The sequence below is a fragment of the Haloferax gibbonsii genome (genome assembly GCF_001190965.1).
GTDB lineage: Archaea > Halobacteriota > Halobacteria > Halobacteriales > Haloferacaceae > Haloferax > Haloferax gibbonsii.
Window position 1 is genome coordinate 2,409,015 of sequence record NZ_CP011947.1, and the last position, 11,521, is coordinate 2,420,535.

The following is an 11,521-nucleotide window of genomic DNA, read 5'->3' on the forward strand; positions in this document are numbered from 1 at the left end:
GATGGCCGACACGATTCTCAGCGTCCGCGACCTCTCCACTCGGTTTTTCACCGAGGAGGGGCAGGTCAACGCGGTCGAGAGCGTCTCGTTCGACGTCGAAGACGGCGAGATATTCGGCATCGTCGGCGAGTCCGGGTCCGGTAAGTCCGTGACTGCGCTCTCGGTCATCGACCTCATCGAATCGCCCGGTCGCGTGACCCAAGGCGAGATATGGTACCGCAACGCCGACCTCGCCGAGGAGTTCCGCGGGTCGAAGCCCGAGGCCGTCGACGGCGACCTCGTGGACATCCGGCGGCTCCCGAAGGGCGTCCGGCGGTCGCTCCGCGGCCCGTCGTTCAGCATGGTGTTTCAGGACCCGATGAGCAGTTTCAACCCCTCGATAACCGTCGGCGAGCAGATAGCCGAGGCGGTCGAGGTCCAGCGCCGCGCCCGGTCGAACCCGCGAAGCACGCGCTCGCGGACGCAGGGTTACGGTCTCGGTTCGCTCCTCGTGGACTCGCTTCTCCCCTCGAAGAGCTACGTCGACGACGAGAGCATGGACCGCGCGGTCGAACTGCTCGACCAGGTCGGCATCCCCGACCCCGAGGACCGCGCCGAGGAGTACCCTCACCAGTTCTCCGGCGGGATGCTCCAGCGGGCGATGATCGCCCAGGCGCTCGCCGGCGAACCGGACATCCTCATCGCCGACGAGCCGACCACCGCGCTCGACGTGACCATCCAAGCCCAGATTCTCAATCTGCTTCGCGACCTGCAGGAACAGGAGGGGATGAGCATCCTGATGATTACCCACGACTTGGGCGTCATCGCCCGGATGTGCGACCGCGTCGGCGTCATGTACGCCGGGGAAGTCGTCGAGCGCGGCCCGCTCGCCGACATCTTCGACAACCCCGTCCACCCGTACACGCAGGGACTGTTGGGGTCGATTCCGGACGTTGACGACCCCTCGGGTCGCCTCGAACCCATCTCGGGCAACGTGCCGAGCCTGCTCGACTCGGAGATGCCCGACGCGTGTTACTTCGCCGACCGGTGTCCCAAAGCCATGACCGACTGTCTGACCCGCATCCCCGAGTACGAACTGGACGGCCGACACAGCGTCAGGTGCGTCCTCGCCGAACAGGAGTACGACCCCGCGGACGCCGTCGATTCGGCCGACGCGGCCGATGCGGTCGACCGAGAGGTGAACGCCGATGACTGAGCCGCTCCTCGCGGTTCGGGACCTCCAGAAGTACTACTTCGAGCAGGACTCGTTCGTCGACAGCCTCCTCGGGCGCGACCCGACGAGCGTGAAGGCCGTCGACGGCATCTCCTTCGAGGTCGAACGCGGCGAGACGCTCGGCCTCGTCGGCGAGTCCGGGTGCGGGAAGTCCACGACCGGCGAGACGCTGCTCCGACTGCGCGAGGCGACCGGCGGCGCGGTCACCTTCGACGGGGCGAACGTCTTCGAGATGGACGACGACGAACTCAAGGCGTTCCGCAGGGACGCCCAAATCGTCTTCCAAGACCCGTTTTCCAGTCTCGACCCGCGAATGACCGTCGGCGACATCGTCGCCGAACCGCTGAAGATTCACGGGATTCCCGAGTCCGCCGACGGCGAGTCGAAACGCGAGTGGCGGCGCGACAAGGTCGCCGACCTGTTGGAGCGGGTCGGCCTCTCGGCGAACCACCTCGACCGCTACCCCCACGAGTTCTCCGGCGGCCAGCGCCAGCGTATCGGTATCGCCCGCGCGCTCGCGCTCGAACCGGACTTCATCGTGCTCGACGAGCCGGTTTCGGCGCTCGACGTGTCCGTGCAGGCGCAGGTGCTGAACCTGCTCGACGACCTCCAATCGGAGTTCGGGCTGACGTACCTCTTTATCGCCCACGACCTTTCTGTCGTCCGCCACATCTGCGACCGCGTCGCCGTGATGTACCTCGGCAACGTGGTCGAACTCGGCCCGACAGACGAGCTGTTCGAGTCGCCGAAACACCCCTACACGAAGGCGCTGTTGGAGAGCGTTCCCCGACCCTCCACGGCCGAACACGGCCGGCGGGTCGAGGCGCTGTCGGGCGACGTGCCGTCGCCGCGAAACCCGCCGTCGGGCTGTCGCTTCCGGACGCGGTGCCCGCAGGTCATCCCCCCTGACGACCTCGACATCGAACAGGGGACCTACCGCGCCGTGATGGACCTCCGCGACGCCCTGGCGGTCGGCGACGTCAACCCGGACCACATCTGGGACGCCGCCGACCCCGACCGAGCGGACATGGAAGCGTTCATCGAAGAGGCGCGCGCGCGACACGTCGACACCGAACTCCGCGGCGAGGTCGCGGGCGTCGTCGACACGGCGCTCGGCCACCTCGCCGAGGGCGAGGCCGACCGCGCCGGCGAGACGCTTCGGGAACGCTTCGAGAGCCCCTGTGAGACGCGTCGCCCCGCAGTCGGCGAGGCGCCGCACCCCGCGGCGTGTCACCTCTACGAGGGCTCCGACGAGGTGACCGTCATCGAGACGAACGCCGGCGCGGCCGCCGAGGCCGACGACTGAGCGACGACGGACGACTGGTGTGTTGGCGGTGGCCGGTGGGCGGTTCTCGCCCCGCGGCACCGGCGAAACCACCCCGTAACGAAACGTTCAGGCCCCCACCGGGCGCACCATCGCTGTGACACGGTACCGAAACCTCGGTCTGTTCGTCGTCCTCGCCGCCGTCTGGGGGTCCGCGTTCATGGCTATCAAAGCCGGACTCGAGTTCTTTCCGCCGGTGCTTTTCGCCGCCCTCCGGTACGACGTGGCGGGGGTGGTGATGCTCGCCTACGCGCTGTACGCCACCGACTCGCCGCTTCCGCGCGGCAGGGCCGAGTGGACGGAAGTCGCCATCGGCGCGGTCTTCCTCATCGCCGCCTACCACGCGCTCTTGTTCATCGGCGAGACCGACCCGGGCGTGACGAGCGCCGCCGCCGCGGTCATCGTGAGTCTCAGCCCGGTGCTCACCACTGGATTCGCGCGGCTCTTGCTCCCGAGCGAGCGGCTCACCGCGCTCGGCGTCGTCGGCCTCCTCCTCGGCCTCGTCGGCGTCGCGGTGCTCTCGGGGGTCGACCCGAGCAACCTCCTCGCCGGCGGCACGGTCGCGAAGCTCCTCATCTTCGGCGCGGCCGCCGCCTTCGCCCTCGGGTCGGTGCTGACCCGCCGGGTCGACTCCGAGCTGTCCATCGAGACGATGGAGGCGTGGTCGATGCTCCTCGGGGCGGGACTGATGCACGTCGCGTCCGTCGCACTCGGCGAGCGTCTCGGCTCGGTCGTCTTCAACGTCCAGTCCGTCGCCGCGCTCGGGTACCTCTCGCTCGCGGCGAGCGCGCTCGGCTTCCTCATCTACTTCGACCTGCTCGACCGCCTCGGCCCCATCGAAATCAACCTCGTCTCGTACGTCGCGCCCGTCTTCGCGGCGCTTTCGGGGTGGGCGTTCCTGAGCGAAGTTCCGACCCCGTCGACGGTCGGCGGGTTCGCGCTCATCTTCCTCGGGTTCCTCCTCCTGAAGCGCGGGGCGATTCGGCGCGAACTCCGCTATCGGTTCGGCGACGGCGTCCGCGCGACCGACTGAAAAGCGCGGCTACGCGTCCGCCCGCTCGACCGAGTCCACTTCGCCGACCATCCTCCACCCGTTTTCACCGGGTCGCTGTTGACCGACGACGACAGCGTCGTTGTCCTCGGTCGTCGCGAACCGGTAGACCGCGTCGTCGCCGTCGCGTCGGCCCTCGGCCTGAAACTCCGTCTGGAAGAACTCCGCGCTCTCCAGCGTGAACGTGCCGTCTATCTCCTCGCCGACGGTGAGGTGCATGGCGTTCGGGTGGATGTTGTACATGCGCTTTGCGACGCGATTGAGGTCTGGCATCGCATCGACAGTCGCGCCGGCGGGCTAAATCCCTGCTCCCTGCGGGACGATGCCGGTCGAAGCGTCGCCCGCCCGACGGTCCACACGGGGGCCACCGAGCGCACCGAGGACCGAGTCCGCTCGGTCGAACCGTGGAAATTCAGGATTCGACGACTGTTCAAGAACGCTTGACTGTTGTGTGAATAAAAGAGTTAGCGGCGTTTGTGAAGTATTAGAACGCCGCTCGTCGGTCCGTGAAATTTCACGTTTACCGAATAGTCTCAAGTAAACGAGTATGAAACGAACGGAATTCTCGCACGTAATTATGACCCCTCCACTCCATGTTGTGCTCGTAGGTGCCCCCCAACCAATGTCGAACTCCCCATCCACGGTCCCCCGCGAACGCCTCTCCCAACTCCGTGAGGTCGTAACGGAAGAACAACCGCTCCGCCTCGGCTTCGAACTCGTCGCCGCACCGCTTCGGTTCGTCGGCTTCTGGGCCGCGGTCGCCCTCCCGTTCCTGTATGTGCCCCTGCTCTTCGGCGGCCTCGAAGCGAGCGAGTTCACCGTCTTCGGAGCGCTTCTCGCGCTCAACGCGCTCGCGCTCGTGCTCGGGCACAACTACGCCCGGTCGTAGTCACCCGGTCGCGCCGACACGCCTGTCCGTAATCGTGCGTGCGTTGCCTGACACGGCGAATCAAACAGACGCGGTTTTCTCCCTCCACTTCCCGCTTTCCACCTCTCGCTTTCCCACCTCCCGCTCTCCGTTTCTCGACCTCGCGAGCGCTCGCCACGCGCCTCCGTCGAGGTTCTCGCCCGCTCCTCAGACGCTCGGTGCGCCGACCTGCCACGGCCTCAGGTTTCTCATCTTCGACCATCGGGAATCGAGTGGCTTTACGGCGCTCCGGTCTTCGGGTTCGGTATGTCGCTCGCGATGGTTCCACTAGGACGGACCGGAACGACGGTCTCCGAACTCGCGTTCGGGACGTGGCGGTTCGGTCGACAGGCCGACGACGGCGAGGTCGAGGTCGGCCGCGACCGCGCCCACGAGTTGCTCGACGCTTACGCCGCCGCCGGCGGGAACTTCATCGACACCGCCGACATGTACGGCGACGGCGCGAGCGAGACGTACATCGGCGAGTGGCTCGAAGCGCGCGACCGCGAGGACTTCGTCGTCGCGTCCAAGGTTTTCTGGCCCACGCGGGAAGACGCCAACGGCCGCGGGCTCAACCGGAAACACCTCCGCCGTCAGATGGACCGCATCCTCGACCGGCTCGGCACCGACTACGTCGACCTGCTGTACATCCACCGGTGGGACGACGAGACGCCGGTCGAGGAGTTCATGCGGACGCTCGACGGGTTCGTCCGCGACGGGAAGGTGAACTACCTCGGCACCTCGACGCTCGAACCCAACGCCTGGAAGGTCGTCAAGGCGAACGAACTCGCCGGCAAGCGCGGCTACGAGCCGTTTAAAATCGCCCAACCGCGGTACAACGCCGTCAACCGCGAGATAGAGGGGAACTACCTCGACATGTGCGCCGACTACGACATCGGCGTCGTGCCGTGGTCGCCGCTGGCTGGCGGCTTTCTCACGGGCAAATACGCCCGCGACGAGCGCCCGCCTGCGGACTCTCGCGCGGCGAACGACCAGCGGTTCGCCGACTCCTACCTCACGCCGTCGAACTTCGACGCGCTCGAGGTTATCGAGGAGGTCGCCGAGGCGGTCGGCGCGTCGCCCGCACAGGTCAGCCTCGCGTGGCTCATGCACCACCCGCAGGTCACCGCGCCGATTATCGGGGCACGAACCGTCGACCAGCTCGGCGAGAACGTCGTGGCCGCGGACATCGAGCTCACGAACGAGCAGTTCAAACGCATCTCGACCGCCAAGCGCCACCTGTCCGCGTAACGAGTTCGAACGCGCCTTCGAACCGTCAGGTGTAGGTGTCGCCGGTGGGAACCGTCGCGTATGACCGACGACGCGTTCGACGCCGACGCCTACGTCTCCGAACTCCGGGCGAAACGCGAGGAGAAAGACGACTTCTTCGGGTCGCATCCCCAGTCGCCGATTCCGCCGGAAGAACGGGACGACTTCGACGGCCTCGACTACTTCGACCCCGACCCCGACTACCGGGTGACCGCGTCGGTCGAGACGCACGACGACCCCGAGCCGGTGACGATGGACACCTCGACCGACGGCGAGGTCCGGTATCTCCGCGTCGCCACGTTCCACTTCGAACTCCGCGACGCCGAACTGACCCTCGGCGCGTATCGTCAGGAACACGACGACTCGCCGACGCTGTTCGTCCCCTTCCGCGACAAGACGACGGGTCAGCAGACCTACAACGGCGGTCGCTACATGGAACTCACGCCCGACGCGCCCCTCGACGAGTTGGACGAAGTCGTCGTGGACTTCAACCTCGCGTACAACCCGTTTTGCGCGTTCACCGACACCTTCGAGTGTCCGCTTCCCCCCGAGGAGAACTGGCTCGACGTAGTCGTCCCCGCCGGAGAGCGAGGCTACGAGTAACCGGCGAAGCAAAAGCGCAAGTTCCATATCGGACGCTTCCGGAGAGACGGACATGGGACTGCTCAGTTCGAAGCAAGCCGTCATCGGGATGGCGCTGATGATCGTCGGGACGCTCGCGATGCTGCCGGGAATGCTGCCGAACGCCGCACAGGTGATGTCCTACGCGCTCGCCGTCGGTGCCGGCGCGCTCACGCTCGGGACGTGGCTGGTCGGCACGTCCGAGGGCGGCCGTCCGGTCTGAGTCCGGCACTCGCCCGTCGTACCGACTAAAACCGTCTTTTCTCGTGAGAGCACGTTTCGTTCGCCGCAGCCGTGGTAGCGACGCGTTCCGTGGTCGTGCCAGCCGCAACGCTGCGCAGTCAGTCGGTCCGAAGAAAACGTTGCCGCGAAGGTTGTGTCGCGTTTAGGCGTCGGGGCCGGACCACTTCTGGAGCGTGGCGGAGTTACTGCCACTCTCGGAGGTCCAGATTACTCGAACAGTCGCGCTCGAAAGGTCGTTTGCGTTCTGCTCGAGAACCGTTGCTTGGCTACCGGCGGTGATTTCTGTATCGCCAGTCATCGATTCCCACGTGGCGGTCGTACCGCCCGAACCCTCGAGTTCGGTTCCTGTAGAGTTGTCAAGTGCGACCGTAGACGTGATGTTGACTAGGGAGGCGTCAATCGATGAACCACTCTCGTGGGTAACCGTGAGAGCGGTACCGTTGTAGTCGAACCCGAAGCTCGCCTGTGGGGTCGTCTGACCGACTTGGTCGCCGAGACCGAGGACGAACGTGCCGATGACGGCCGCGAGGATGACGGTAATTGCGACCATGAGGATAACACCGATAACCGGTGATACTGCGTCATCCTCTGCGAGGAGTTGTTTGAAGTTCATCTATCCGTTGTAGGTCCACTTTTGAAGCGTGGAGGAACTACTTCCACTTTCGGAGGTCCAGACGACGCGGATGGTGTCTCCGTCGCTGAACCCACTAGAGTCGTTTACAACTGCGGAGCCACCTGCTGTGATTGGGTCTGAGCCACCAAGTGCAGTCCAAGCACTACCAGAGTCGTTGAAGTCACCCGTCACAGTGACCTGATTCGCCGGAATTTGCTCACCGCTCTCGTGGGTGATCGTCAGCGCACTAGACCCGTCGTAATCGAAACTAAAACTCGCCTGCGGGGACGTCTCGCTCACTTGGTCGCCGAGACCGAGGACGAAGGTACCAATAACGGCCGCGAGGATGACTGTAATTGCCACCATCAGGATAACCCCGATGACAGGACTGACTGCACGGTCTTCCGTGAAGAGATGTTTGAGTTGCATGCGTTGTGTCCGACACCCGGGACGGTATCGCTCGCCGAAGACGCCGGTGCGCACGCGTTCATCGCTGCGCAACCGTCATCCCTGCCCGGCACCCGTCGCGGTGTGTCCAACCGACTCGTATCTCCGGGGTAACTTAAATGTACGTGCCAGATTAATGGATGGTTTCTCCGAACAATTCGGGCATTAATATAGTGTTTATATGTCGTTTAAGGGGGCGATGGTACTCCGTCGTCGAATCGGTTTAAAGAATCTCTGACACGTTCTCGGTCGTTCTTTTTCACTACTCGGTGTGGCTGTCGTCTGGCGATGATAAACGACGACAGAAGGATACGTGTTTCTCGCACGTACGCGTGGAGCGCCAATGTACACGCGAGGGACGTGCACCTGTGGTCGCGGTCGCCATCCAAATCTGTGCGAAGTGCCGACGTCGAGCTTCGACAGCCGGGGCTCGACGATTAGTTATCGAGAACGAGTACGCCCCCGGCGAACCGGGGACGCCGTTCCTACCCAAGGTGGCGTGCGCACGCGCTAGATATATTTTCAACAGACGTACATATGCTTTGTGGGGAAGAATCGGGTTTCGAGGCCTGTGTGACACGATTGGTAACGTTTCAGAGACCATTCAATCACACAAAGTATTTACCGCGAACGGTCAACAGAGCAAACTGTACCCCTGCCCACGGAGGCATCTGTGAGTACCTCGCCTCGGCCCGGGTTCTGCCCGGCTTGGTTCCGTCCGAGGGTCGATGAAAACGATGTCCCCGACTGCAACACCATCAACAATGACACGCAATAAGCAAATCCGCGCGGTACTCCTCGCTGCGCTGATGGTCTTCTCGGTTTTCGCCGGGTCCATCGCGTTTACGGGTAGTGCTGCTGCTGCCGCTACTTCCATCAACACCACGACGGTGAGTGGAAGCAGCGCAACTGTCGACGTCACGGTTGACGCCACGGCTGGTGACAACAACACCACCGTCTGGCTCGACCTTGACGACGACGGTACGCTCGACTCTGGCGAACCGGTCGCAACTAACGACTCCTATACTGCGGGCTCGGCCATGGACGTTCTCGTCAGTGGCCTCGACGTCTCTGACGTGACGCCCGGTCAGTACGAGCTGGCCGCGGCTGAGACCGCCGGCGCTCCCGTCACGGGCACGACGTCCGAAGACGTGAGCTCCACGGTCACAGTCACGAACAACGACGACCCTGAGCTCATCTCCGCCGTCCACTACAACGACGGCAGCAACGACCTCCTCGAACTCTCGTTCAACGAGGAAGTCCAGAACCTCGGTGGCAACATCGAAGTGTACCAGGACGATGAGCTGGTGACGTCCGCGGTTGTCTCCTCTGGTCCGACCCAGAACAACCCCGGTCAGGTTGTCATCCAGACGACTGACCTCTACACGGGCGACATCGTCGTGAACCTCGAAGGTGTCGAAGACACCGAGGGCAACGAGCTCGAAGAGGGTCTCGACGACGACTACAACTCGACGGTCACGGTCGCGACGGTCACGGTCACGGACGACAACTCTGTCTCCGTCACCGACGCCTACAAGGGCGAGACCGTTGCAGCAACGAGCGGTAGCATCGGCACGGCTGTCGAAGTCGAATCTGACGACAGTCAGGACGACGTCGAGAGCTTCTTCCGCTCCGGTTCGACCGGCTCGACCTCCGCGGTCTACACGTTCGACACGTCCAACCGTCAGGAACAGCGCTACAACGTCACCATCGGTAGCTCCCTCGACGAGAAGATTCAGGTCCGTGACCTCGGTCTCGAGGTCTCCATCGACGACCTGAACGTCACCGACGAGGACCTCATCGAAGGTACGGTTAACGCGAACTCCGACCGCGAGAACGTCAAGATCGCTCTCCTCGACGACGACGGCGACGAAGTCGACGACGGGAGCATGACTGTCAACCTCAACGGTCAGGGTGAATACGACTTCGAGTTCAACGCGAGCGAACTCGACCTCGACACTGGCGACTACACGGTCGAAGTGACCGACACGGCCTCCGGTGTCTCCGTCGAATCCGACACCATCACCGTGGAAGACGCCGGTGAGGGCTCCTCCGACTTCGGCGAGTCCGTCATCACCGAGCAGCGCGGCGACGTTGTCGCCATCCCGGTGACCGTCGAGAACACTGACACCGCAACGGTCTCCATCGGTAGCTTCGAACAGGGCTACGCCGCTAACGTCACCGTCGAAGACGGTAACGACGACGGCGAAGTCATCCTCCTCTGGGACTCCTCGAAGTCCACCTCCAGCGGTAACAACAACCCGAGCAGCGTCTTCGACGTCGAAGACGGCGACGATGACGTCCTGTCTGGTAACGACGGCGTGGCCGAAGTCGGCCTCGCGACCAGCAACCTCATCGACGCTGGCGACTACGACCTCGAAGTCCGCACGGGCAGCGCAGTCTCTGACAGCGAGAACGTCGCGACCCTCGTCCTCGAGGAAGGCGGCGTCTCCGCGGTCCGCACGTGGACCGCTCCGGCCGGCGAGTCGCTGACGGACCTCGACGAGGTCTCCGAGGCGCTCGAGAACGGCAACATCACTGAAGACAGCCAGATCGCGTTCGAAGACCAGGTTGTCGTCCAGATCGAGGCCTCCGGTCTCGAAGGCACGACGGGTGCCCAGGACGACGAGACGCCTAACTTCTTCGCGACCGGCAACGGTTACGACGACTCCTACCGTCTGACGATCAACCAGACGAACCCCGACCCGAACCGCGACCCGAAGATCCTCGACGTCGCTAACGCCTCTGTTGTCGCAGACGGCGACAACGACACGTACTTCGTCGTGTTCGACTCGGACGAAATTGACGCGTACCGCGACGAGAACGACGACGGTGTTCTCCAGTCCTCTGAGAAGACCTCCGGTAACGCTGTCGACGTCGACGACGACGACTCGTTCAACGTCCAGTTCAAGATGATCGAGGAAGACGAGGTCTCTTCCTCCAACCTTGCGCTCGTTGACGACAACTCGTCGCAGACTGACTCCTACGAGCACGTCGAAGCCGAACACACGTTCGACGCTGACCCGGTCAACGTGACGAACGCTGCGGACCAGATGATCTCTGGCTCCTCGAACGTCGCGCCCGGTACGGAACTCACGCTCCGCGTTGAGTCCGACGGTGACACGCAGCCGCGCTTCCTGAAGACCGCTACGGTCTACGTCCAGGCAGACGGCTCGTTCTCCGGTAGCTTCGACTTCTCCGAGCAGAGCGTCGGCGACACGTTCACCGTGACGGCTGACGGTGGCGTCGCGTCCGACGAGGAAGTCGACGGCAACGTCGTCGAGTCCGTGGAAACCTCCACCACGACGGCTGAGGACACCACGACGACGGCTGACACCACGACGACCGCAGACACGACGACCACGACTGCGGCTACGACGACCACCGCCGCCACCACGACGGCTGACGAGACGACCACCACGTCGTCCCAGACGCCCGGCTTCGGTGTCGTTGTCGCCCTCGTCGCGCTCGTCGCCGCTGCGCTCCTCGCGGTCCGCCGCGACAACTAACGATAGCTAACCACCGGGACCCTTCCCGGCGTTTTTCCTTTCTTTCGACGCTGACCCGACAGCCGCAGCACTCGCGTCGACAGTCGTCACGCACTCAAACGGCGAGTAGCGTCGCGACGTGCAGCCCTCGAAGGTAGAAAGCTAAAGCTAGTGGCGACGACTCCGCTTGACGACCAGACGACGTACAGAACCGAGACGCACGGTCGTACCGAGGTGGTTCTTGTCCTTCCCAGTCGCTGTGCGTGGTTTGTGGGTTCGTCGAAGGCCGGTCTTCGCGTTCCGTCGGCGACGTGCGGAGAACGAATTGAACCGGGTGGCGGCCGG

At 64.1% G+C, this 11,521-nt stretch carries 11 protein-coding genes; 8 read left to right on the top strand and 3 right to left on the bottom strand.

The genetic code is table 11. The annotated features are described in order from the left end of the window. Position 1 precedes the first annotated feature (1 nt). The 3 genes from ABY42_RS12165 to ABY42_RS12175 all read left to right on the top strand — a co-directional run bounded on the left by ABY42_RS12165 (position 2) and on the right by ABY42_RS12175 (position 3,570). On the top strand, positions 2-1,195 hold the full coding sequence (locus ABY42_RS12165; protein ID WP_004975181.1) for an ABC transporter ATP-binding protein: 1,194 nt from the start codon (positions 2-4) through the stop codon (positions 1,193-1,195). Then, positions 1,188-2,519, top strand: a complete 1,332-nt coding sequence (locus tag ABY42_RS12170) for an ABC transporter ATP-binding protein (protein WP_050459620.1) — start codon at positions 1,188-1,190, stop codon at positions 2,517-2,519. Before ABY42_RS12165 ends, ABY42_RS12170 begins: the two co-directional genes overlap by 8 nt. Positions 2,520-2,634: 115 nt before the next feature. Next, entirely contained in the window at positions 2,635-3,570 is a 936-nt protein-coding gene (locus tag ABY42_RS12175) for a DMT family transporter (protein WP_050459621.1), read from the top strand. Positions 3,571-3,579: 9 nt separating this feature from the next. Here ABY42_RS12175 and ABY42_RS12180 read toward each other — a convergent pair whose 3' ends face one another. Next, complete coding sequence (locus tag ABY42_RS12180; protein WP_004975172.1) at positions 3,580-3,861, bottom strand: hypothetical protein; 282 nt, start codon at positions 3,859-3,861, stop codon at positions 3,580-3,582. A gap of 349 nt (positions 3,862-4,210) precedes the next feature. On the opposite strand from ABY42_RS12180, the gene ABY42_RS12185 reads away from it, so the two are divergent. The 4 genes from ABY42_RS12185 (at position 4,211) to ABY42_RS12200 (ending at position 6,608) form a co-directional block, all read left to right on the top strand. Continuing rightward, positions 4,211-4,477, top strand: coding sequence for a hypothetical protein (locus tag ABY42_RS12185; protein ID WP_004975169.1), 267 nt, complete (start codon positions 4,211-4,213; stop codon positions 4,475-4,477). Between the two features lie 285 nt (positions 4,478-4,762). Beyond that, the gene (locus ABY42_RS12190; protein WP_050459622.1) at positions 4,763-5,746 is read left to right on the top strand and encodes an aldo/keto reductase; all 984 of its coding nucleotides are present in this window, start codon (positions 4,763-4,765) and stop codon (positions 5,744-5,746) included. Positions 5,747-5,806: 60 nt separating this feature from the next. Further along, on the top strand, positions 5,807-6,367 hold the full coding sequence (locus ABY42_RS12195) for a DUF1684 domain-containing protein (RefSeq protein WP_050459623.1): 561 nt from the start codon (positions 5,807-5,809) through the stop codon (positions 6,365-6,367). A 52-nt stretch (positions 6,368-6,419) separates the two neighbouring features. Beyond that, entirely contained in the window at positions 6,420-6,608 is a 189-nt protein-coding gene (locus tag ABY42_RS12200; protein WP_004975161.1) for a hypothetical protein, read from the top strand. 162 nt (positions 6,609-6,770) lie between these two features. Here ABY42_RS12200 and ABY42_RS12205 read toward each other — a convergent pair whose 3' ends face one another. Then, on the bottom strand, positions 6,771-7,241 hold the full coding sequence (locus tag ABY42_RS12205) for a type IV pilin (protein ID WP_050459624.1): 471 nt from the start codon (positions 7,239-7,241) through the stop codon (positions 6,771-6,773). Continuing rightward, on the bottom strand, positions 7,242-7,670 hold the full coding sequence (locus tag ABY42_RS12210) for a type IV pilin (protein WP_008095501.1): 429 nt from the start codon (positions 7,668-7,670) through the stop codon (positions 7,242-7,244). A 782-nt stretch (positions 7,671-8,452) separates the two neighbouring features. Here ABY42_RS12210 and ABY42_RS12215 point away from each other — a divergent pair. Further along, positions 8,453-11,197 carry a BGTF surface domain-containing protein gene (locus ABY42_RS12215; RefSeq protein ID WP_050459625.1) on the top strand — a complete coding sequence of 915 codons (2,745 nt, stop codon included), beginning with the start codon at positions 8,453-8,455 and terminating at the stop codon, positions 11,195-11,197. The last annotated feature ends 324 nt before the right edge of the window (positions 11,198-11,521 follow it).

What these genes read in the sequence shown, in the direction of transcription:
- ABY42_RS12210 (WP_008095501.1), bottom strand. Translation starts at nt 7,670, where the DNA reads ATGCAACTCAAACATCTCTTCACGGAAGACCGTGCAGTCAGTCCTGTC.
- ABY42_RS12195 (WP_050459623.1), top strand. Translation starts at nt 5,807, where the DNA reads ATGACCGACGACGCGTTCGACGCCGACGCCTACGTCTCCGAACTCCGG.
- ABY42_RS12170 (WP_050459620.1), top strand. Translation starts at nt 1,188, where the DNA reads ATGACTGAGCCGCTCCTCGCGGTTCGGGACCTCCAGAAGTACTACTTC.
- ABY42_RS12180 (WP_004975172.1), bottom strand. Translation starts at nt 3,861, where the DNA reads ATGCCAGACCTCAATCGCGTCGCAAAGCGCATGTACAACATCCACCCG.
- ABY42_RS12215 (WP_050459625.1), top strand. Translation starts at nt 8,453, where the DNA reads ATGACACGCAATAAGCAAATCCGCGCGGTACTCCTCGCTGCGCTGATG.
- ABY42_RS12205 (WP_050459624.1), bottom strand. Translation starts at nt 7,241, where the DNA reads ATGAACTTCAAACAACTCCTCGCAGAGGATGACGCAGTATCACCGGTT.
- ABY42_RS12200 (WP_004975161.1), top strand. Translation starts at nt 6,420, where the DNA reads ATGGGACTGCTCAGTTCGAAGCAAGCCGTCATCGGGATGGCGCTGATG.
- ABY42_RS12165 (WP_004975181.1), top strand. Translation starts at nt 2, where the DNA reads ATGGCCGACACGATTCTCAGCGTCCGCGACCTCTCCACTCGGTTTTTC.
- ABY42_RS12190 (WP_050459622.1), top strand. Translation starts at nt 4,763, where the DNA reads ATGTCGCTCGCGATGGTTCCACTAGGACGGACCGGAACGACGGTCTCC.
- ABY42_RS12185 (WP_004975169.1), top strand. Translation starts at nt 4,211, where the DNA reads ATGTCGAACTCCCCATCCACGGTCCCCCGCGAACGCCTCTCCCAACTC.